We start from the raw sequence: 22,063 nt of genomic DNA, 5'->3' as shown, positions 1-22,063 counted from the left end.
GCCAGTACATCCGTTATAAATCGCGAAATGTGAACCGGTTTCGCGCGCTTTGCTATTACGGTTCGACCCGCACATGCAACCGTGTGGTTGCTGGCACGCCATCTTCGCGGCTGCGTTCCACTTTCACCAGATAATCGCCCGGTTTCTGAAACGTGTGCTGGGTGATCGCGTAACCATCTTCATTCAACGGTTTCACATTACCGTCTGATTTCACACGGACGGTCGGGCTGCCATCACCGAAGTCCCAGATCTCGTTGCCGCTGGTGTTGCCAAACGTACGGACTTTGAACGTGATCGGTTCGCCGACTCTGTTTTTAAGCGAAGGCCAGTAAGAGGCATGAATCCGCGGCACATACAGTTCCATGTTCTTTGGATCGAGCACATGCACTTCAGCGAAATCGTAATCGACGTTGCCCGCTTTGTCGGTGACTTTCAGAATTTCACTATAAGTACCCGGCTGATTGTAGGTGCGATTCACTTCCGGTCCGGTCGCGGTTGTGCCATCGGTAAAGGTCCATTCATAGCTCTGGATGCTGTTGTCGATACTGTAAGATTGTGTTCCTTTCAGAACCGTGGAATCACCGGCTTTGAGAAAATGTTTGCGGCGGCTGTTGGCGATCAGCGGGGGATGATATTGAGTGCGGTACGCTTCCCACAGAAAGGGGTACCCGGCTTGCGTGCCCCATTTTCCCGAAGGTTGGCGGCTCTTGATTTCAAAATGCAGATGCGACCAGCCACCACTGGCGCCTTTCTTGCCAAGCACGCCGATCTCTTCTCCCTGCTTGATTAAACGTCCGGGGCGAATGTGATCGTTGATTTCGTGCAGGTGGCTATAACGGTAATACCAGCCTCGCGCATCCAGCAGATAGACCACGTCATATCGCTGCGCGACCGGCGTATCCTTCTTGTGTCCGTCCAGCACATCATTGCCCGAAGAAACCACAATCGCATCGGTGGCGGCGATGACCTTTGTCAGTTTCTCTGCACCGCCGATATCGAGGCCACTGTGATAATAAATTTTCGGAAGAATTTTCGTGCCACCGTCGACCGGTTCATTGTCATACCAGGTGCGAGTCGCGAACCAGCGTTGATCGACGGGATAGATAAACGAACCGGGTTTGATCAGCGGCGAACCGGCGGGCCAGAAACGGAGACGAGCGTCTTTGTCGAGTCCCCAGAACGCCGGCGTGCCGTTCGAGTTGTAACCGCCGGTAATGGAGCAATCGATCTGCACGCGACCAATTATTTGTGGCAGATTATACATGCCCGATTCGAGTGCAATTGTTTTTCCGTCTACATCCACGGTGACAATCGCACTGCGTACCGCGTTGCGAACCGGATCGCGGGTCTCTTTCAAGTCCAGCAGTTTGACATTGACCTGTGCGCCATTACTGAGCGTGACTGTGGTGGATTCGCCGACATCTAAATCAACAACCCGTACGATTGGTTGTAAGGCTGGTTTTTCTTCAGCAGCTTGAACTGAATAAGAAACAGAACAGACGGCGAAGAAATTCAGTAGCAAAAGACAGAGCACAAAACGCAGGGAGGATTTTTTCATGGCAGGGCTCTCTATTCGTCGGTAGGTCAAAGTCTCAGGAAGTCGAGCGTTTCTGGTCGGCGATCAAGCCGGCGATGAAGCCCGCTTTGAAGCCTGCATTAATATTAACCACGGTTACATTGGCGGCACAAGAGTTTAACATGCCTAACAGTGCCGCGATGCCGCCCAGACTCGCGCCGTAACCGACGCTGGTAGGAACTGCAATCACGGGGCAAGAGACCCAGCCTCCGACGACCGAAGGGAGCGCCCCTTCCATGCCGGCGGCGACAACAATCGCGGATACATTCTGAATACGCGGCAGTTGTTCCTGCAGACGATGCGGGCCCGCGACGCCGACATCCAGGATGAAGTCGGGTTGATAACCCATCCAGATCAAGGTTTCAATGGCCTCTTCCGCCACAGGTTGATCACTGGTGCCCGCGGTCAGAACGGCGATTTCGCCGGCGATGAGTTCTTCATCAGAGGCCGCATCTTGTTTCGGAATACGAATCGTCCGCGCTGTTTGATTGTAAATGGCCTGCGGAAATTGTTTGAGGACCGTTTCCGCCTGTTCTTCCGAAATACGCGTCCCCAGACAACGCTGTTTCGATTCCAGTAACAGTGTAAAGATCTCGACAATCGTGGTCGGCGTCTTACCTTCGCAGTAAATGACTTCGGGGTAACCGCAGCGCGAACTGCGATCCAGATCGATATTGGCTGAAGGCAGAATGGCCGATTTATGATGCTCTTGAACCTGGAACTGTGTCATCGCCTGTTCCACGGAAAGCGCCCCTTCTCGTACCTGCTCAAACAGTTCAGAGAGTTGGTCATCGGACATCAGCGCACCTTAATCGACTTGTGATAAAGAACAGCAGGATGGCCAGCAAACGGCCATCCTGCGAAATTGCTGTTTGTGCTCACGCACTACATTTCATTGTAACACTTCTGAAACGAGTTACTCATCACTCTGTTTCAGACTCGCGAGTACGTTCAAGTCTTCGAGAGTCGTTGTGTCGCCCACACTTTCGCGGCCAGCAGCGATGTCTCTTAACAGACGTCGCATAATTTTACCGCTACGCGTTTTTGGCAGGGCGGCGGCAAAGCGAATCTGATCGGGAGTCGCGACGACACCAATCTGGGTTCGCACGTGTTGTTTTAGTTCCTGCTTGAGTTCTTCGGGACCGTCATCGGTAGTCAAAGTCACAAAGCAGCAAATGCCTTCCCCCTTCATTTCGTGCGGGTAACCCACCACAGCGGCTTCCGCCACTTTCGGATGAGAAACCAGCGCACTTTCCACTTCCATGGTACTCAGACGATGGCCGGATACATTGATCACATCATCGATGCGGCCCATGATCCAGTAGTAACCATCTTCATCGCGGCGGGCACTGTCACCAGCCAGATAGCAACCTGCAATCGTACTGAAGTAAACTTCTTTGAATCGATCGTGATCGCCGTACAAGGTTCGCAGCATATGAGGCCACGGTTGCCGTACTACGAGCAAGCCGCCCTGATTGTCGTCCAGGCTTTCGCCATCGGCACTCACGATATCAGGCACCACGCCGGGCAGGGGAGTTGTACAACTGCCGGGTTTGGTTGCGGTCACGCCGGGCAGTGGGCTCATCATGATGCCGCCGGTTTCTGTCTGCCACCACGTATCGACAATCGGGCAGCGTTCCTGTCCAATGACCGTGTGATACCACATCCAAGATTCAGGATTGATCGGCTCACCCACGGTTCCCAGCAGACGCAGGCTGGAGAGATCGTATTTGTTCGGCCATTCATCGCCCCATTTGATAAACGCGCGAATCGCCGTTGGTGCGGTGTAGAAAATATTGACCTGATATTTTTCGATGATTTCCCAGAAGCGTCCTTCATCGGGCCAGTTGGGGGCGCCTTCATACATCACGGTGGTTGCACCGTTGGCGAGAGGGCCGTAAACGATGTAACTGTGTCCGGTAATCCAGCCGATGTCGGCGGTACACCAGTAGGTATCATCTTCTTTTAGATCGAAGACCCACTGGGACGTCATCATTGTGCCCAGCAGATAACCGCCGGTTGAGTGTTGTACGCCCTTGGGCTTGCCGGTACTTCCCGAAGTATAAAGAATGAATAGCGGGTGTTCGCTGTCGAGTTCGACAGGATCACATTCCGCGGAAGCACCATCCATCAGATCGTGCCACCAGTAATCGCGGTCGGGCACCATGTCGACTTTACAACCGGTGCGACGGTAGACGACGACTTTCTCGACGCTGGGTGATTTTTCCATGCTGTTGTCAACGGCTTCCTTCAGCGGAATATTCTTTCCACGTCGCCAGCCTCCATCAGCGGTAATGACCAGTTTGGCCTGGGCATCGTTGTTACGGTCGGCGATTGCATCGGCACTGAATCCCCCGAAGATGATCGAGTGCGTCGCTCCAATGCGCGAGCAGGCAAGCATGGCGATAGCCAGTTCCGGCACCATCGGCATATAAAGTGTCACACGGTCACCAGTCTCGATGCCCAGTTTTTTCAGGCAGTTCGCAAACTTACAGACTTCACGGTACAGGTCCTGATAACGCAGCACGCGTGAGTCGCCGGGCTCGCCTTCCCAGACGATGGCGGCTTTGTTTTTGCGCCAGCTATCCAGGTGACGGTCGATGCAGTTCACCGACGCATTGATCTTGCCACCCGTGAACCATTTGGTCTCGGGCATTTCTCCTTCGAGAACGTTTTCGTAAGGCTGAGACCATTCCAGTCCCTGTGCCAGGTCGTCCCAGAAGCCAACGGGATCTTCCTTTGCACGGTTCCACAGCTCCTGATACTCTTCCATGCTGGAAATGTTGGCTTGTTCGGCAAACTCGGCTGGTGGCGGAAATGAGCGAGTTTCATGAAGAACACTTTCAATGTTTTCGTTAGCCTGGTCACTCATCGTTGTCATTCCCCTTTAGTTTTATTTGGCGAGCGAAATAAGAACCGAAAAATGGTGATCTACGACCTGATCTCTCAGCCACGCAGAATCGATTCTCTCCCTGTTCTTTCCGTTGAATTATTAAACAATGCTAAGTTAGCGATTTTAGGACACTATTTTTTTGAAGTCAATAAACGGACAATTGCTTCCTATCAGAACCCGAAAGGCCCGTTGATTCAACGTATGTAAGTGTCAAAAGAGGGAAAATCAAGCAGAACGGGGTACTCAAGCTGGTTTAAATCACGGGAAAGTAATTCTGTTTCCCGAATTGGTCTGTTTTCGCACAGAAATGTGAACACTTGATATAAACAGAGTCTGTCAGGTCAAGCAAGCATCGCGGCTCAACTCTGACTCGATTCCAGCAAAGCCCGCGCCCGGTGATAAGCGTCTTTCATCTCGGGAGAGTCCTGTGTGTGGTCGCCACGAAAGACCATCAGCAATCCGAGCCGCGGCTGGTCGCTCACATTCGGGGCGCTGAAATGAATCGTCTGACAGTGATGAATCAGAATGTCCCCTTTCGTTAACAGGGCGACTGAGGCGCTCGCTTCATCCACCGATTCTGTCAGCCCGAACGAATTTCCTTTGACACCAGAGGGCGTGTGCTCCCGCAGACCATCCAGATGAGACCCAGCCAGATATTGCACCGGTCCATTTTCCGGCGTGACATCATCCATCGCGACCCAGACGGTGAGCACATCCGGCGGTTCCTGGCAGAAATACGCGTTGTCCTGATGCGGGGGAACGCCCGAGCCCACTCGCGCCGGCTTGTTGAAGGTTTCCACTCCCTTACAGAGCGGCGTCCCCTTCACCAGCGCGGCGATCAATGTTTGCAGCCGTTCTTCCGCGGGGAGTTGTGCAAAGAAAGGATCGTGAGTGTGCATCCGCCAACAGTTACGAATCGCCTGGCCGTCGGCTTCAAAGACGACATCACTCTCGGGAACGGTGGGAACAACGGCCTGATTATAGTGCTCAATGGCCGCCTTAATTTGAGCGAGTTGCTCTGCCGAATAGAATGCGGGGACATGCACAAAACCTTGTTCGCGATAGTCTTGGACTGTGTCTTCCCAATGCATATCAATACTCCTGTCAGGTCTGATTGATACAAAGTCGTGAAACAGGAAACCTGTTGTTCTTGACGATCAATCTACCTGCATCGACTCAGGATTTCATCATAATAACAGGAGATTGCCAGCAGATTGAATATATTTTCAGGCGTCCTGAAATAGGGGCAGCCAAACTCGGGAGTTGATCGGTAACTTCAGCGACGCATCAGCGTGCGTTGGTTACTTTGCTGGCGGAGCGGGCGGCGGGAAATTTCCTGCCAGTGGCGGATGTCGATTTCATACGGGCCATGCGGACGATCAAAGCCGCCGTAGTCGCGGTAATATTTTTCCAGCTTGCCGATTTTCTGATCGACGCGTAACTCGCCGCGCCGTTGACTCTTCGGCGAACGGCCCCAGACGATTTCCGAACCGCCGGTGGTAATCAAACGGTAAATCAAATCATCCAGAGAAAGCACGGCTGTCGTGCGCGGCGGCGCTTCGATGGAAACAATTTCGAGTTCTTTCCAGTGCGGGCCGAGTGCTTCTGCCAGTTGTGCGGCTCCCGTCACTGTCAGATCACCCCAGAACGTTCCCGCAGGGCCCTCAGGCACCGATTGAATTCCTGTAATGACCGGGTAACGTCGGGCATCGGAAACCGAAAAATCTTCGGGCGGCAGCAGAACACCTTCATTGTCCACCGGAAACATTCCCTGCTTGCCTTCGACCATCGCCGCCGGCTTGCGGAACACGACTTCCACTACTACCGTATTCGTCTTGCGTACCGAAACGACATTCTGCACCCAGGGGTGTTTCTCAAATGCTTCGGCGACTTTCAGGACGAGTCCCTGGTCCAGCAGCGAGACCTGCTCGGGCAGCGGGCCCCGTTTGATGACCTGATCGACAATGTCAATCGGAACATAATGGGGTGGCGCAGGAATCAATGCAAGATCTTTGGTGGCAATCTGATATTCTTCACGCTGCGATAAATCGGGAATGTGCTGTTCGAGTTTCTGGTAGAAAAACAGTCCCGAAGCGATACCCGCCAGCGCCAGTAAAACCTTGGGGCGGAACAGGGCATGCAGCAGACTAGCGGGGCTCAGCGCAAAAGCTTCTTCTTCGAGCTCTTCCTCTTCTTCCTCAATCTCTTCGACCTTTGGTTTCACAGGCCGTTTTTTTCTTGGTTTTTTAGGACTCATACGCTCTTGTTGATGGTGTTAACTTCTGATCAGAAATGAATTTCTTCCCGGACACTGCACGCGAACTTGTTCGCAGCAGTGTCAACACAGAGCGCGCAACCGGGGGCGAGCGCACCGCTCCTCTAGTATGGTTATCGCAATCTCAGACCACTCGAGTTGTGGCGCTCCGCAGAAAAGTCGCGATTCCTCGTCGAAACGAGCCACTTAGTGAGGCTGTATCAATTGTGCGGCTTGTGGGCAGCCTGCGTCAGGCATTCGGCGAGAGCACGTTCGCACAGTTCGCCAAAATCGATGCCCGCTTGCGCGGCTGCTTTCGGGACCAGGCTGTGATCGGTGAATCCGGGGATCGTATTCACTTCCAGAACCCAGGGTTGTTGAAAACGGTCCAGCAGGAGGTCAACACGGACAATGCCCGTCGTACCCAACGCTTCACAGGCATTGACGCCCGTTTTGATGATGGATTGAATCACGTTCGTGGGCAGGTCGAATTCAAACAGGTATTGCGTCGAATCTTCGTGATACTTGGCTTCATAGTCAAAGAAGTCGTGTGGTGTCTGAATCTGGATCAATGGCAAGACCTGACCGTCAACGACGCTGACCGTCCATTCGGTCCCTTTGATGGCAGATTCAAGAATGCCGAACGAGTCATAGTGGAAACATCGTGCCAGTGCCTGCGGCAGTTCTTCGGGAGTTTGTACAATCGAGACGCCTAGACTGGAGCCTTGTGCGTCGGGCTTCACGACGAGGGGATAACCCATACTGCGGGCATGCTGTGCGATGCGCTTGGCATTATCCGATTCGTGAATCAGAACATACGAAGGAGTGTTCACATTGTGTTGAATAAACCGCTCTTTCGAAGCCGACTTACTGAAAGCCAGTTTGGAAGTCGCCGCGTCACAACCGGAATAGGGAATTCCCAGCCGATCCAATGTGGTTTGAATCGTGCCGTCTTCTCCATAGGTTCCGTGTAGTGCGATAAAGACAACATCACAGTCGCCCCAGTCGTAAGTGTCGAGATCGATCAGAGACGGATCGACGGTTTTGACCTGATGCCCGCGTGACGACAACACGTGTGACACTGCCTCGCCACTCTGCAGACTAATTTCGCGTTCAGCCGATTCCCCACCAGACAGAACGACAATCTTCAAAGAGGGAAGGGGGTTGTTTTGTGAATCGGTCATCGGGAAGCCTCCATGCCGCCGGACTCAGTTTAGATCGAGTTTTATAATGAAATATTCGTGATTTACAGTGAATCGGAGAATTCTAGCAATTCAGCACCAATCTGGAAATGTCGATCTTGCACCCAACATTAATATTAAAATAAGAAGTCTGCAAAGTATGGGTTGAGGTGTTATTGGAACAGGCGAATGGTTTTTCTGAGCTGCCGATACGTTTTTTTCCCCAGCGATTCCGGCGCGACTGCGATTTTTGCCTGCCCCGACGAGTGAATCAACGGTTGTTCGGCAGGAGCCTCCAGGGTGACTCGAGCCAGATACGAGGTATTGCTCAATTGTCGTTTGCCCGCGGGATCGAGTTCCGTGGTGATTTCTTCGCGATGAATCAGATTCGGATGTAAGTCTTCAATGTCGATTTCTGCAATTTCCTGAATGGTGCCCTTAAAAATGCTCCCCGGATATTCATCCAGCAGAATGCGCACGGACTGACCAGGAGCGATAAACTCGACATTTTCCTGATCGACAATCAGGCGCGCCTGAAGCTGATTGGGATCGCCGACCGAGCAGAGCCAGGTTCCCCGCTCCAGAAAACAGTTCCGATTTTCCAGATCCAGCGGCGAGCCCGACCAGCTGGAAAGTGAGCCCTTTTCTTGCGAAGCCGGTTTGGGGGGCGCGGGAATCAAGGTGCCAGCGATGGGGGCTTTCAAACTGAGCCGCCGCTGATCTGTCTGCCGTTGCTGGAGTTGCTCTTTCAGATCGACCAGATGCTCTTGCGCAGTGGGGAGTTCCTGGGCGGCTTCCGGATCATCCAGTTGGCGTTTCTTCAGTGTGGAGATGCGGATTTCCTGCTGATTGATCAAGCCTGTCAGCTTGAGAAGGTCCTTCTCGATTTGATCATTCTGCAGTTCGGCAATCAAGGAACCTGGCTTGAGTTCCGTTTGAGCCGCCGCTGCCGTTTTGAGAAAACCGGGAGCCGTCACATACACGGGCTTGGCATCTTTGAGTTCGATCAGTGCGGGGGCGGTGATTCGATGAGGCACGGGAATGAAGATCGCGCCAGCCAGCAGAATCAGGACAATCGCGGTACGAATCAGAAAACGCTGCCAATGAATTTGACCTGCTTTGGAATACGTCTGAATTTCGTTGAGACCGGACTTCAAAGGCACGAGTAACATTCCCATCAGAACAAAGGCTCCCATGACCTGCGCGATGATCTCCAGACCATACGGTTCCAGCACATAATAACAGACGCTCAGAATTACGATTACAATAAACCAGCGATAGATGATCGAGGCAACCCCATACGCAAACAGAAATCGTCGTAGCCGTCGCGGTTCTTTGAGCAGAATATCGGCCTTGTGTCCGAAGAACCAGTGATGCAGTCGGTTGGATACGATCGATTGTGCGCGTTGCCTCAGGTTCGGAACCTCGATCAGGTCCAGCAGGATATAGTATCCATCATAACGCAGCAGGGGGTTACCATTCAGTAACAGGGTACTCACCGAACAGACAAAAACAATGTTCAGACACAAGGAGTGAAACAGGCCCGGATAGGAAAACCACCACAGAAACACACAGACAGACGAGATGACCAGTTCGACAAAGATGCCCGCCGAACTCACCATGATCCGATGCCATTTATTGGGCATCGTCCAGGCGTCACTGACATTGACGTACAGGCAGGGAATGAACGCCAGCAGCATGACACCCATTTCATGACACTCTCCCCCAAACTGTTTGCAGGCGAGCGCATGCCCCAGTTCGTGTACCATTTTTACCAGCGCCAGACTGAAGCCGAGCAGCAGTAGATTCTTTGCTTCAAAAAAGGTCGTGAAGTCGGGCAGTTGTGTGGCCACTGTGTCCACGTGTGTCAAAATTAAAGTGGTCGCAGCGATCATCAGTACGAGTGACGCCAGCAGAAACAGGGGAGTAAAACAGAGCGCCGCCCAAGGCTGCAGCCAGTTTAAAAAACGGTGAGGATCGATGCCGCGAAAACGAATCGCCAACGGGTTCATCCAGCGGGACCGGAGTGCCCGTCGTCGTTTTTCTGTCTGCCGCTCCAGCAGAATTTCACCCTGGCCAATCGCATCGGCGATGATCAGTCCCGACTGATGCAGACGCGATAAAAATCCCTGCAGATGTGATGCATCTAGTTTTTGAGGCAGAAAGCGTTGTTCGTATTGTCGTCGAATCGCCTCGAAGGAAGCACAGCCGTCCAGCTGTTTCAGGATGAAATATTCTTCGTCGCGCAGTTGATAGTATTGCAGCGAGATCGGATCTTTGATGCCCCAATAGGTCGAGCCGCCGAACTGCAACGGCTGGACCTGCAGATCCAATCGCATTCGTAGACGCAGTGCCTGGTTCGAAAAATCTTGTAGGCCGAACGACATGATGGCGGCAGTGGCTTTCTCAATCGAAGGAAGTTTATTTGATGATCAGGGAAGCCCGCATACCCGGTTTGAGCTTCAGCTCCGGGTTTTCAATCTCGGCCCAGACACGTGTCTGGTTATTGACCGGATTGACTTCGGGACTGATAAACGAAACTTTGCCTTTGAATTCGATCTGCTGTTTGGTTCCCGGATTGACGAGCAATACCACGGGCCGATTTTTCAAATCCCGCTCCTGCAGCCGCGACGCATTGATCAGTCCTTCTGCACGCAGACGATCCAGCTTTAAGATTCGCAGGACCGTATCGCCGGGGCGGACCCACTCACCCTCTCTGGTCATAATCTGCACGACCATTCCCGTGATTGGCGAGATCACTTTACGTCGCTGCACGGCCAGCTCTGCAATCCGTTCGGCGTTTCGTTTGAACTCGGCTTCCAGTTTTACGGTCTTGGCTTCTTCGGCCGCCTGTTCAATTTCCAGCTCCGCTTTTTCTGCCGTGAGCTTCAAACGGTCCAGTTCGGTTTTGGAAATGCTCTTGGGGTATTTCTTGATCGAATCTTCCGCCCGCTGCAGTTCCGCTTTCGCCACTTCATATGACTTTTGGGCAAAACGAAGATTCACGTCATTTTCTACTTTGAGAAGCGCCATGTGAAATTCCAGTTTTGCCTGCTGCATTAACAGCACCGCTTCGGTAACTTCAATCTGTGCCAGAACGTCCCCTTTTTGAACTGCCATGCCTTCCTTCACCCGCATTTCATTGAGCTGACCAACTTCGCGCGCGGGCACTTCGACCTGCTCAATTAAGCTGACCAGAACTGAGTCGATGCGCAAGTCGTTTGACCCGGTGGATTGATCATCGGCAGTAACTGGCCCACCAATGGTTAACAAAATCAGGGCACTGGTGGTGAACAAAAAAGTCAAGATTCGCGTTGTGTACATGGCGTTCCATTCCTTGTTACGGGCAGTAGCAGGAATTGATGAAGTTAAAGACAGACCAGAGTCAGGTCATCTAAGCTGTATTTTTCTCGTACTTTATCTCATACCATAACCGTTTTCCAAAGACCATCTTAATTGCGAAGACTCTGCTTGCGCAGCCCGAAACAGGGACGAACGTGCGGAGAACATTGTCAGAATACCCTATTTTTTGCGATCCACAATTGAGAACAGGGCAATGTCTCCGTTAAGATCAAGTTAACAATGCGATTTCGCTTATTGTGGATTATGGAAACTTGTTTGAAACTTTTAATACCAGGTCAATTTTATGGATCAGCGTTCCTTGCAGCATTCGCACCCTTCCGACTCTCGCCGCCACTTCCTGAAAACCGCTGGTAGCGCGGTCGTGGGAAGCTTTTTCGCGCCCGCAATTCTCGGTGCGGAAGACAAAGCCGGTGTCAAGAATCCGGTGCTGGGTGAAGGCGCGTTCCAATACGAGGCGATCCATGGTTGGGGTGACGTTCCCAAACACATTCAGTGGGGCGAAACGCACGGCGTGTGTGTCGACGAAGCCGGCTTGATTTATATCAAACATCGCGCACATTCAAAAACGCCCATGGATGCGATCGTGGTTTTTGACCCTGATGGAAAGTTTGTGCGGTCTTTCGGCAAGGAATATCATGGCGGCGGACATGGCATTGATGTTCGCAAAGAAGGCTCTGAAGAGTTTCTATATCTTTCAGACACGAAACATGGAGTGGTCGCCAAGACGAATCTGAAAGGGGATGTGGTCTGGACGATCGGCCGTCCTGCGGCTCCCGAACATTACAAGGACGACAAAGTTCGCTACAGCCCCACAAACATCGCCTTTGCCCCCGATGGGGGATTTTATGTCGGCGACGGTTATGGCTCGCATTACATCCATAAGTATACGAAAGACGGCAAGTTCGAATTCAGCTGGGGTGGCAGTGGGACCGAGGCCGGCAAGATGAAAACGCCTCATGGTATGTGGCTTGATCAGCGGGATGGCACACCCAAAATCGCCGTCTGCGACCGGGCAAACCACCGTTTGCAATATTTCACTTTGGATGGAAAACACGTGGGTTTTGTCAATACGGTCAGCTTTCCAGCCGATATTGATATTCAGGGTGAGACGATGGTCGTTTCCGATCTCCATGCACGGGTTACCCTGTTTGACAAAAACAACAAAGTCATCACTCATTTAGGTTACAATCAGGACTGGACAAATCGAGTCCTGGATGGCTTTCAAATTCGTAAGCAACCCAAAACCTGGGAAGCCGGGCGATTTATTCACCCACACGATGCCTGTTTTGATCACGATGGCAATCTGTTTGTCACCGAATGGGTCTCAGTCGGTCGAGTCAGTAAGTTGAAAAAGCTCAGCTAACACACGCCTTTGATCAAGAAGTTCAAACCCTCCGTTTTTTCTCTTCACCCCGGTTGGAACCTGATGAATTTTTCTCACGAGTTCGATGAACAGCGTTTCTTCGAAATATGGACAGCGGTACGGGTTGAACGTCCCGTGAATTTTTCTCTGTTCACGTTCGGCGATCAGAAGCTGCCTTATTATCTGGTCTGCGGCGCTTCGGAAGCCGGTTCGACGGTCACGATTCGGAAAGGGGAAGTCAGCGTCACCCGTCCGATGATCATCAGACCCGATCATATGGAACCGGAGTTTAGCAACTTCTTCGAAGAACAGGAAGAAGCCGACTTAGCGGCGTTTCTACTTTCCCGCACCGCCGGCTTTTCGAATCTGAAGTTCTCTAATACCAGCGGCCCCGAACGTATCGTCAGCGACAGTATCGAAGAGGCGGTCGCCAAATTAAACAAGCAGCTTGACGACGAAGAAGAAGAGCACACCGCCATTCTGAGCGCCCCGCCCGGCATGGGGGGCATCGCCATCATGCGCTACGCCGCCGAACGCGTCTGGGAAAGTGCGCCCGGCAACATTCAGGAATTACGCGAACGTGGCTTTTTGAATTGATGCATCTCTTACCGTCTGGCTCATTTTGGAATGCGATTCAACGTGTAATACGCCTGCGGGTGCAATAACGGCTGCCCGTCTTTATTTTTCACGCCGTCGGCAAGCAGTTCATGAACGTAAAGGGGCCGCAGTCCGTTCGTTTTCAATTGGACTCTTAATCCGTCATCCGAGACTGTGATGGCGTCAATCTTCAACTCTTTGTTGAGAATCTCATCACTGCCGTAGGACGAGTGATAGGTGTAGGTATAACTTTTCAGCTTGTAAGACTTCGGGTCGACCGCGGTTTTTAGATCCACGGGTTGTGTGAAAACCAGTGCAAAGCCGTCCGGCTGTGCTCGCATCTCTTTGATTTCAAACGGCGTCTTACCCGTCCAGATCAGACGCTGCAGTCCGTAGGATGCCGTTCCCAGACTGCTCCAGCCGCGATTTGTCAGACCGACAAACACGCTACCGTCGGTTCCCTGATCCATCCGCAAGACCGCTGATGCGAAGCCTTCGCGAAACGGAAAACAGGCGCCCTGGTATTCGCCATCCACTTTTTCCAGGAAGACACGATGCATGGCTGCTTGTGTGAATTCGCCGACAAAAAATTGACCGTCGAACGGACCGAACTTACCGCCGCTGTTATCCAGCATGATGTCCGTCGCCGACTGTCCCGCTTTCTTATACGGAAACCAGACAGCGGGCGGCTTCAGTTGCGGCATGCGTTTGATCGCTTCAGGAAAAGGGAGTCCGTTCGGAATCGTTTTGATGCCCTGAATCGGAGAGCCTTCCAGGTTCATCGAAGCCAGCGCTTCGACATGATGGAAGAACGCTCCTTCGCGCATGTGATGCAGAGTGTTGGTGGCGACCCAGTTGCCTTGCTGATCGGTGTAGAACATGTCACCTTCGCGATTCGCGCCCAGTCCGGAAGGGGAACGCATGCCAGCGCAGACGGGAATCAGTTTGCCCTCGGGCGTGCATTTCATGCCCCAGCCACGCCAGCGACCTTGTGAAAATCCGAGTGTCGGGTCGGTCACAGCTCGTGCTTTGTGTTCCTTCTTGAGCCCCAGGCCGATATTTAAGGTGAGCCACAGATTCCCATCATGGTCGAGTTCGGGGCCGTAGGCGTATTCATGATAGTGGCCTGTCACACCCCAGCCTTTGGCAACGGTCAGATATTCATCGGCGGTCCCGTCGCCATCGGTATCACGAATTCGTGTCAATTCGCTGCGCTGCACAGTATAAAACGCGCCGTCTTTCCAGATCAGTCCCAGCGGTTCATGCAGGGCGGTGGCGAAGCGTTTGTAAGTCACATTCTTCGGAGGCTCGTCATACACGCCATCCAGAATCCAGATTTCCCCTTTCCGAATCGCAACGGCCACACGCTGATCATCGAGTACGGCGAGGCCGCTTACCTCAAGCACCAGATCACCAGACGCGGGTTTCCAGTTCTTTGCCCGCGATTCGGTCTGGGCTTTCGGCGTCATAATCGAAACGAGGCGATAGTAATCGTCTTCGCTCTCGGCGCAGACCCGTTCGGTTCGGGCTAGCGTTGTCGTGACTGTGGCCAGAACCAGCGTCAGCAGGAATAAATGGGACTGTTTTACCATTGGTATGTCACCTCAATTGTGGTGGTTTCAGCAGCGGGAACTGGAATGATCCAGTCGAGTTCGCCCTCAATCTCGCGGAGTTTACTCGTCTTCGGTGACGCGTTCGCAACAGAAACCGTCAAGCCAGCCTGATTCGTCACCGTAGCGGGATGGAACCGTTTCAACGATTTCCCTGTTAAACCGCGGAACCAGAGATTCGTCTGTGCCCCGGAACTGGGGCCGCTTTTGATCTTAATGGTTCGCTTCAGGGATTGCTTTTCCCCGGGGGCGATGCGATCTTCAATCTCATATTGTCCGAAGCGATACAGAAAGGTGGGAACTCCCCCTTTGTCAACGCGATAGCCTTGAAATTGATATTTGTTGTCTTTCGCAGAGAATTCGGGCCACGGCTGGCCTGGTTTATTCAAGAGTGCCAGCGGCGCTCCAGCGGGCAGGAGAACGGGATTTTTGTCCAATGGAATCGCCGGCGGTGCGAAGCGAATAAACCAGGTTCCTTGTGCATCGAGGAACCGTCCTTTCCAGGCGATCGCTGGCCGGACCTGTTCGGCATCAAAGGCGATGTGTACTTTTTCCGGGAAACCCACGGCAATCGCATGCGTTCCCGCCTCCTGCATAAAGGTCCGTAGAATGATCGGCCGCGTTTCAGGAACCAGCTCGTAGTTCTTTGATTTCGCTTCCAGGATTTTTTCCGGCAGCGGCTGTTTTGATCCTGCTTTCAAGTAGGACCAGAGAGACGCGATCTGTCGATCCACGTTGCCGTCGAACAGTGTTTTATTCTGACTTTTTCCATCAGGGAAAAACGTCGGCATGCGAGTGCGAGGTTTCAAGGAAGCCGGATCGAGCAGAAATTCGTGAAACCACTGTGCATGCACACGGTTGGTCACATCACCCAGATCAGTGCCCACCACGCCCGGCATGCTTTCGCCGCGAATCGGATGGCATTGAATGCAGCCGGTCTCCAGCATCACGCGACCTGAAGAGGCCAGCTTGCCATGATCGGGGAAGACTTGTTTATCTGATTGCTGTTTCTGGCTGTTGTCCGCTTGTTCGAAATTCACCGGGAGCGAACCGACAGTTGATTTAGGAAAGACCGGCATACGGGCCTGCATGTGAAATCGCAAATCGCCTTTGCCGCTCAACACTTTCGCCAGCCATTTTTTCTGCAGCTTAAAGCCGATGCCTGTTAGCGTGGGAGGAATCCGGCCTTCATCACCGAGGTCCACACGGCCGACAGTTTCGAAATAAGGCTTGCGATTGAAGCCGACGCCCCCTAGTTTGTCCCGTTCGTGACAGGCATAACAGTTCAGTTGCAGCAATTGAAAGGCCAACTGTTGTTTGGGTTCTGGTTTCTGTTTCTGGGACAGGTGGGCTAATGCCTGTTGAATCGCTGCTTGCTGCTGTTGATCCAAAGGATAGTGAGGCAGGCCTTTCTGGGACTGACCAATGCAGCTTGTCGACGCTTTCGCGTTTAACGTCGCCAGCGGTTTCGCGAACTGTTCTGGTTTCAGGTTTTGTGCCGCATGACAATTCACGCATTGCAATTGAACGAACAGTTTCCGCCCTTCTGCCACCAGAGCGGAATCGTTGTCGGCAGTGTTCTCTGCGGGTTGAGTTTTCTGATCGCGGAGCAGATACGCGGCGATGTCGGCGGCTTCGACCGCTTTCAATTTCAATTGCGGCATGCGGCCTGCGGGGCGCGTCTGTTCCGGATTCAGTAGAAAAAACGTCAATACTTTTCGCGTGTACTTAGCGGGCAGATCACCGTGTGGCACCGATTTGACGGGACGCATTTTCGCCGCCAGGCCCATTTCGATGATATCTTCCGGATCGAGTTGTGCCAGCATTTGATCGGTGGGAGAAATTTTGGTTTCACCGGGCTCGTACGTTTCATCAGGTTCGTGGCAGGCGACGCAGCCGATCTTGTGATACAGCTCCTGCCCCCGTTCGACGTTGCCCTTCTTCCAGAATTCATAAGGCACCGGATTGGCACCGGTCGCTTTGATCGTGGGGAACTCTGTTTGTTGTGACATCAGAAATGCCGATAGTGCTGCAATCGTCTGACGTTTTTCTTCCGCCGGTAAATGCTGCAGCATATCGGGCATGGTGGAGCCCGGTTTGACCGCATGGGGTGCCGTCAGATACTCCTGGAGCCATTGCTGTTGCAGGCGGTTCCCGACGCCCGTCAATCGCGGTCCCCCTTTGGGTGCCAGGTCGGAACGGTCTGTCTGATGGCAGGCGGTACAACTGAGTTCACTCAGTAACAGTTTGCCGCCGACCTGGGGTTCGATTTCTGCGTGCCGGGCAAACCGGTCAAAACCGGAGACAAACGGAGCCGCATCCGTTTCAGCATAGGCAGACGTCCCGGTGAGCAGGAGTAGAATTCCTGACCAACAATATATCAGTGACCGATGCATGATCGAGTTCTTTCTTCGCGAGCAGCCTGGCAGAACGAGTTCTTCATGAATACTAATAACAGTAGAGGATCAATCGATCATAAAGCCGCATTCGACATGAATCAATCCGCTTTTGCGTAGGATTATTGTGTGAATCAGTTGATTCTGGTGGTCCAGGCGATCGTCATGGCTACCCGAATGAGGCATAGAGAAACGGAGAGCGGCCCTTCGTTCGTGAGAGGAGCAAAAAAAACAGGTGATGCATGAAAATAGTGCATCACCTGTTGGCTTGTTTTGAAAGCCGCAAAGCCGTTTCGAAAGAAATCAATGCTGCTTTATTGCATGTCGATATCGAATGTGTTTTCGCCTGCTTTGATTTCGATGCTCAAACCGCTGGTCTTGGGATAATGATATTTTTGCGGAATGTTGGGCATTTCTTTCGGAACTTCGGAGGGAGGCGTGTCTGGGCCAAACGACTTTTCAATCATCGGCGGAACAACACTCACCTGATAGGTTCCCGTCACCAGACCACCGACATTGTTGGTCACGGTATAGGTTCCCTCTTCACTGATTACGGCCTGACCGCCAAAACCTTTTTCGGGGTTGTTAAATTGAACCATGCCTTCTTTGACCGGCTCGCCTTTATAAGTCACTTTTCCCGATAACGACCCGGTAGGGCCGTGTTCTGATGTTCCACCCTGGCAGCCGGGCAGCAGCAAGGCACTCAAAACGAAAATCGGACTGATCATTCTTAAAACAAGCGGCCCCAGCGTCACGAAAATCAGCGTGAACCCAACGGGCGTATCAAATAATTCAATCAGTTTGTGAATTCGATACCGCATCATTTCACACCCCCTCTGAACGGCATCAACAGCGGCTTGCGATCAATCGGGTGATAGCGATGACGTTCGCACTGCGAAATGAAACGATGAAGCTGAAGGATCTGTAGGGCCGTTACAACTGCGGTTCGATTATGGTTGTAATAGAGGCACAACGACTCAAAGGTGATGTCGTCGCAGGTCGCGTCGAAGTGCTCTTTTATCAGCTCGTAAACTCGATAGTTTCTGGGGCTCACAATTCGGATGAAGTGGGGCATATTAACTCTCAGCGCGCAAGGGTAACTGATCAACTCAGAGCGCACACATACGTTAAATTGACTTCCTTGGATATTTTGGATGACCTGGATTCCAGACGGGTCAAAGAATTTCGCGGGTAGTAATCGTGACCACTTTCAGCGGGTCACACGCGGCCGCCATCGGGCGAACTTGGGAATCAAGAACAAAGTGAAGCAATTCACCGTCAAGTGAATTGCTTCCTGCATAAAACTCTATTCTTCTCAATTGAATAGAATATCTTCAAACATGATTAAGGAACAACTGAAACTTCGGCTTCACCTGTTACCTCACAGCTACCACCCAACAGGAGCATTTGATGGGCCTGTAATGGACCTGATTTAGATACCCCCCCCTCCGCACTCACTGTCCCGGTAATAGTATAATAGTCACCGTGAACTGCAGCTGGATCGATGAATGTCACTTCTCCATCAGAAGAAGATGTTAATGACGCTGTCGATGATCCGTTTTTATAAATGGAAAAACTATGCGAAGGGACCCAAAAAAAATCAGGATCATCCGTGAGTGAAATACTCTGTCTGATTTTTAATTTCACTTGTGTCGGAGGTGCGTTAGTTTGCGAATTTTTTAGTGTAAACTTAGCCGAACATATCGCTCTTGTATTACTACCAGTAGAACTTAATATAGCAAGACTACCTTCATAAGTCCCACTATCCAATGCAGCGATCGCTGTGTTGATAGCAAGAGCAGAGACCTGACCATTGGCAACTAAGTCAGGGTTGAACGTCATTTGTGTATTGGAAGACGCTGTGACATAGCCTATTACAGTAGAGGATGTACTCACTGAGCTAGTTAACGCAGCGATCAGGGATTGCTCTCCTGTATCTGAATTGTCCACATCTAGATCGTTGAGATACGGAATACTATTGTATGGAGGAATAGTATTCCATAAGTCGTATCCAATTACAGCGGCTGCCATGTCGTCGACTACCCTTACGTAACTCGTTGGATCTCGTTCAAAATAATATTGTGCGAGAGCGCTTTGAGCACTGGCTAGTTGGACAAAAGTAACAAATAGTGCGGCATAAAATACTTGTTTTGTATTCATCTCAAACTCTTTCCTAAATTAGAATTTTAACAACACGCGAATTCTGAATCATCATTTCAGAAAGAGGGAGTGTTTTTCTCCCAAATCGCTAACAAAAATGGCCCCTATTTGCATGTTCTTCGTTCTTGAGGTCATGTGTTCCCGCGTATTACTCATTCATAGAAAAGCTCTTTAATTGAAATTGTTTCGAGACGGACTACATGCAATGAAACATTCATCAAAGATGATTTCTGAAAGTACTAGGGAGCTCCCTGGGGAATGTAACATCAAAAGCCAAAAGAATGCGGTCAAAATCTAAAGGGGTGTGTACATTATAGTTAACATAAAACGGCATGTTTGTATAGTTTATTCGTGTTTTATTATCCGAAAAAAGCAAATGTTCTGTATGTTTCAGTAGCCTTCGATTTCTGAGATCATTACTAAATCGTCAGGTCTCTCATGCCGGTTTCCCAGTCGTAGCTCAGCTCCACCAGGATCGCGGTCACCAGTCTCAGTAACGATGCCTCTTTGGGCGACATGCCCGCCACGCGGGTACGCCGTCTTAATTCCTTATTCTGACGTTCCAGCATGTTCGTGGTTTGCATCCGCTTTCAGGCCTTCGTGGGCATTACGGACGATCAGCTTCACCCCAGCTCAAAACACACTTCCACAGCCCGAACCGCCAGCGATGTAGCACTAGCTTAGCCTGCTCATCAACGGGAGCTTTCACGCAGTTTATTATTTTGTAAGTTGGTGAGTTCGCGGGGAGTTCAATAGCTTCGGCGATCTCGCAGAGCCTTTGATGGTACTTGTTCTTTCGGTAACCGTCTTCGGCCCAGAGTTTGAACAGGCCGATAACATTGTGGAACACGTCCCAGTTGGGTTCTATGTCATCCACGTGGTTATCGGACTTATGTCAATTTCACTGGTTGGCAGGGGGCGTATTGAGAGAGAAGGGAGCCGGAGGACAGCAAAACCGTGGGCAATATTTTATTAGGAATGCTTATTTAGTCTGCAGGCTGAGAGCACGTTCATCAAGGGCTTTTTGCAGCGCTGCCGAGTAGGCTTTGTACTCTTGATCCAGCTCACTATAAGACTGGCCGGTCAGCTCATCCAGCGTATTCGCGTTATTACGAACGCGGGAGTTGAAGCTGTAAAGCTGTGACATCTGATTGATAAAGGCGTCTCGGTATTCCCCACGTTTGGCGTGCATGAAGAAATGAGACAGCCCGGATGCCTGACTATAGTTGGGGCTGATGTTCGGACTGGTTTGAAAGGCCTGGCGGCCCATGGCGGCGTACGTTTCCAGGGGAACATAATATTCGTCTTCCAGCAGCCGATAGCGGGCCGCGTTGAAGCGGATATGATTCGGGTTGCCGGCTCGAAAAACATTGCCGTCCTTCTCAAACGATTCCATGTAGCAGGCGATGCCTTCAATGGCCCAGAAATGATTTTTCTCGCCGACCTGTCTATTGCTGCGCAGAGAACCGGTTTCATAAAACAGCTGATGCGTGGCTTCGTGATACAGGGTTCCCAAATCGCCTGCTGCATCGGGGCGATGATAAAAGTGCGAGATCCGATCGCCGAACAGGTAGATGCCATGCGTTAGTGCAATTTGCGGAATCTCTTTCTGTAACCGCTGCAAATATTCGTTGCGGGTCCGGTAGTAGTGCATGACGTGTTGAGAATTGTTGTTTCGTCTTTGAAAAGGGTTTCTGGCACCTTCAAATAATTTTCGCAATTGCTCCGGTGTCTTAAAGAAGCCGACGAAGGTTTGATGGAAATAGCGATGAAAATCTTCCATTTCTGTCGCCAGTTTCACACCCATTTCCAGACTGTGATTGGTTTTGATCAGAAAGTGTTCCGTCTTGATTTGCCAGGCATTTCGAAAGTCGCGTCTGATTTCTGCTTCCTGAGCGGCCGACTTCCAGCGACCGTTCACATAACGTTCTCCCCTTTCATAACGGGCGACGTGTGCTGCCGGCAACCAGCCATATTTTTCGTGCCAGACCTGTTTCCGATCCTGCATCTCTTTTTCAAACGGGGTGACCCATGCGTCGCCATTACGTACATAACCCAGGATCAGTCTGACCGAGCGATGGTCTGGGTTATGATAAGCCGTCTCCAGAATCATATCATAGGCATAGCTGGGTAAACCCGCGTGTAATACATTGCGTGAGAAGACAAACAGAGTGTTCGCCTGCTGGTCCTGCAAGTTGCGCAACTTCAATCGCCAGTTACGTTCTGCCGGGGGTAGATTGAGTGGGATTTCCGCACGCACAGCGCTGGGCAGGGAATTCGATTGCGGATCGAAGTCTTCTAGTGCTGTCAGCAATTGGGAAATCGTCTGCAGGCCTTCCAGCTGCTGTTCCTGCTGGCAATTGGCGGCCAACTGTTTCAGTTTGTTTTGAAAGTTGTTTTGCAGGGTTTCGTATTGTCGCTGGTAGGCTTCCCGGGTACGCGGGTTCTGTGCGAAAGTCGGTTGAGACAGGCCAACCATCAAAGTGATGATGAGCAGCCAGTGATACCCGCGGATAAGACCACTCAGTCGTCCTGCGCTAGTCAGTTGCTTCACAACAGAAGCTGCCGACTCGGATCGGAATCGTGAAGGTTGATCTTTCTGGACAGACATGGTTACCGTTTCCCTGATAGATATCTGGCGATGGAAGCGCTGAAACAGGCAGCAAACTT

General features: G+C 51.6%; 16 protein-coding genes and 1 pseudogene. 2 read left to right on the top strand and 15 right to left on the bottom strand.

Going from position 1 to position 22,063, the window contains the following annotated elements:
• Positions 1–55 precede the first annotated feature (55 nt).
• The 8 genes from AAC022_RS11140 to AAC022_RS11105 all read right to left on the bottom strand — a co-directional run bounded on the left by AAC022_RS11140 (position 56) and on the right by AAC022_RS11105 (position 11,228).
• Entirely contained in the window at positions 56–1,558 is a 1,503-nt protein-coding gene (locus AAC022_RS11140) for a PKD domain-containing protein (protein ID WP_339730931.1), read from the bottom strand.
• A gap of 34 nt (positions 1,559–1,592) precedes the next feature.
• Positions 1,593–2,375 (bottom strand): nickel pincer cofactor biosynthesis protein LarB, encoded by a 783-nt coding sequence (gene larB / locus AAC022_RS11135; RefSeq protein ID WP_339730930.1) that lies wholly within the window; start codon positions 2,373–2,375, stop codon positions 1,593–1,595.
• Positions 2,376–2,492: 117 nt separating this feature from the next.
• Complete coding sequence (gene acs / locus AAC022_RS11130; protein ID WP_339730929.1) at positions 2,493–4,448, bottom strand: acetate--CoA ligase; 1,956 nt, start codon at positions 4,446–4,448, stop codon at positions 2,493–2,495.
• Between the two features lie 380 nt (positions 4,449–4,828).
• On the bottom strand, positions 4,829–5,560 hold the full coding sequence (locus AAC022_RS11125; protein ID WP_339730928.1) for a phytanoyl-CoA dioxygenase family protein: 732 nt from the start codon (positions 5,558–5,560) through the stop codon (positions 4,829–4,831).
• A gap of 185 nt (positions 5,561–5,745) precedes the next feature.
• Positions 5,746–6,726, bottom strand: coding sequence for a hypothetical protein (locus tag AAC022_RS11120; protein WP_339730927.1), 981 nt, complete (start codon positions 6,724–6,726; stop codon positions 5,746–5,748).
• Positions 6,727–6,944: 218 nt separating this feature from the next.
• Entirely contained in the window at positions 6,945–7,907 is a 963-nt protein-coding gene (locus AAC022_RS11115) for a D-alanine--D-alanine ligase (RefSeq protein ID WP_339730926.1), read from the bottom strand.
• 170 nt (positions 7,908–8,077) lie between these two features.
• Complete coding sequence (locus AAC022_RS11110; RefSeq protein ID WP_339730925.1) at positions 8,078–10,243, bottom strand: HlyD family efflux transporter periplasmic adaptor subunit; 2,166 nt, start codon at positions 10,241–10,243, stop codon at positions 8,078–8,080.
• Between the two features lie 82 nt (positions 10,244–10,325).
• Positions 10,326–11,228 carry an HlyD family efflux transporter periplasmic adaptor subunit gene (locus tag AAC022_RS11105; protein WP_339730923.1) on the bottom strand — a complete coding sequence of 301 codons (903 nt, stop codon included), beginning with the start codon at positions 11,226–11,228 and terminating at the stop codon, positions 10,326–10,328.
• A gap of 322 nt (positions 11,229–11,550) precedes the next feature.
• Here AAC022_RS11105 and AAC022_RS11100 point away from each other — a divergent pair, with 322 nt between their 5' ends.
• Both AAC022_RS11100 and AAC022_RS11095 read left to right on the top strand, forming a co-directional pair.
• Positions 11,551–12,630 (top strand): peptidase, encoded by a 1,080-nt coding sequence (locus tag AAC022_RS11100; RefSeq protein ID WP_339730922.1) that lies wholly within the window; start codon positions 11,551–11,553, stop codon positions 12,628–12,630.
• A gap of 63 nt (positions 12,631–12,693) precedes the next feature.
• Complete coding sequence (locus AAC022_RS11095; RefSeq protein WP_339730921.1) at positions 12,694–13,227, top strand: hypothetical protein; 534 nt, start codon at positions 12,694–12,696, stop codon at positions 13,225–13,227.
• 20 nt (positions 13,228–13,247) lie between these two features.
• Here AAC022_RS11095 and AAC022_RS11090 read toward each other — a convergent pair whose 3' ends face one another.
• The 7 genes and pseudogenes from AAC022_RS11090 to AAC022_RS11060 all read right to left on the bottom strand — a co-directional run bounded on the left by AAC022_RS11090 (position 13,248) and on the right by AAC022_RS11060 (position 22,004).
• A complete protein-coding gene (locus AAC022_RS11090) occupies positions 13,248–14,819 on the bottom strand; it encodes a hypothetical protein (RefSeq protein ID WP_339730920.1) in 1,572 nt (523 codons plus the stop codon).
• Entirely contained in the window at positions 14,813–17,233 is a 2,421-nt protein-coding gene (locus tag AAC022_RS11085) for a c-type cytochrome (protein WP_339730919.1), read from the bottom strand. The genes AAC022_RS11090 and AAC022_RS11085 overlap by 7 nt, the downstream gene beginning before the upstream one ends.
• Positions 17,234–17,547: 314 nt before the next feature.
• A complete protein-coding gene (locus AAC022_RS11080; RefSeq protein WP_339730918.1) occupies positions 17,548–18,057 on the bottom strand; it encodes a carboxypeptidase-like regulatory domain-containing protein in 510 nt (169 codons plus the stop codon).
• Between the two features lie 520 nt (positions 18,058–18,577).
• On the bottom strand, positions 18,578–19,393 hold the full coding sequence (locus tag AAC022_RS11075; protein ID WP_339730917.1) for a hypothetical protein: 816 nt from the start codon (positions 19,391–19,393) through the stop codon (positions 18,578–18,580).
• Positions 19,394–19,812: 419 nt separating this feature from the next.
• A pseudogene (locus tag AAC022_RS11070) lies at positions 19,813–19,983 on the bottom strand (transposase); the annotation flags it as partial.
• A gap of 17 nt (positions 19,984–20,000) precedes the next feature.
• The gene (locus AAC022_RS11065; protein WP_339730916.1) at positions 20,001–20,270 is read right to left on the bottom strand and encodes a hypothetical protein; all 270 of its coding nucleotides are present in this window, start codon (positions 20,268–20,270) and stop codon (positions 20,001–20,003) included.
• A 105-nt stretch (positions 20,271–20,375) separates the two neighbouring features.
• Positions 20,376–22,004 (bottom strand): DUF1570 domain-containing protein, encoded by a 1,629-nt coding sequence (locus tag AAC022_RS11060; RefSeq protein ID WP_339730915.1) that lies wholly within the window; start codon positions 22,002–22,004, stop codon positions 20,376–20,378.
• Positions 22,005–22,063 lie beyond the last annotated feature (59 nt).

Origin of the sequence: uncultured Gimesia sp. (assembly GCF_963976445.1) — a bacterium.
Lineage (GTDB): Bacteria > Planctomycetota > Planctomycetia > Planctomycetales > Planctomycetaceae > Gimesia.
This window is presented reverse-complemented; position numbering and strand designations above follow the sequence as displayed.

Coding starts and splice junctions, on each gene's coding strand:
- AAC022_RS11140 (WP_339730931.1), bottom strand. CDS start 1,558: ATGAAAAAATCCTCCCTGCGTTTTGTGCTCTGTCTTTTGCTACTGAAT.
- larB (WP_339730930.1), bottom strand. CDS start 2,375: ATGTCCGATGACCAACTCTCTGAACTGTTTGAGCAGGTACGAGAAGGG.
- acs (WP_339730929.1), bottom strand. CDS start 4,448: ATGAGTGACCAGGCTAACGAAAACATTGAAAGTGTTCTTCATGAAACT.
- AAC022_RS11125 (WP_339730928.1), bottom strand. CDS start 5,560: ATGCATTGGGAAGACACAGTCCAAGACTATCGCGAACAAGGTTTTGTG.
- AAC022_RS11120 (WP_339730927.1), bottom strand. CDS start 6,726: ATGAGTCCTAAAAAACCAAGAAAAAAACGGCCTGTGAAACCAAAGGTC.
- AAC022_RS11115 (WP_339730926.1), bottom strand. CDS start 7,907: ATGACCGATTCACAAAACAACCCCCTTCCCTCTTTGAAGATTGTCGTT.
- AAC022_RS11110 (WP_339730925.1), bottom strand. CDS start 10,243: ATGCGATTGGATCTGCAGGTCCAGCCGTTGCAGTTCGGCGGCTCGACC.
- AAC022_RS11105 (WP_339730923.1), bottom strand. CDS start 11,228: ATGTACACAACGCGAATCTTGACTTTTTTGTTCACCACCAGTGCCCTG.
- AAC022_RS11100 (WP_339730922.1), top strand. CDS start 11,551: ATGGATCAGCGTTCCTTGCAGCATTCGCACCCTTCCGACTCTCGCCGC.
- AAC022_RS11095 (WP_339730921.1), top strand. CDS start 12,694: ATGAATTTTTCTCACGAGTTCGATGAACAGCGTTTCTTCGAAATATGG.
- AAC022_RS11090 (WP_339730920.1), bottom strand. CDS start 14,819: ATGGTAAAACAGTCCCATTTATTCCTGCTGACGCTGGTTCTGGCCACA.
- AAC022_RS11085 (WP_339730919.1), bottom strand. CDS start 17,233: ATGCATCGGTCACTGATATATTGTTGGTCAGGAATTCTACTCCTGCTC.
- AAC022_RS11080 (WP_339730918.1), bottom strand. CDS start 18,057: ATGATGCGGTATCGAATTCACAAACTGATTGAATTATTTGATACGCCC.
- AAC022_RS11075 (WP_339730917.1), bottom strand. CDS start 19,393: ATGAATACAAAACAAGTATTTTATGCCGCACTATTTGTTACTTTTGTC.
- AAC022_RS11060 (WP_339730915.1), bottom strand. CDS start 22,004: ATGTCTGTCCAGAAAGATCAACCTTCACGATTCCGATCCGAGTCGGCA.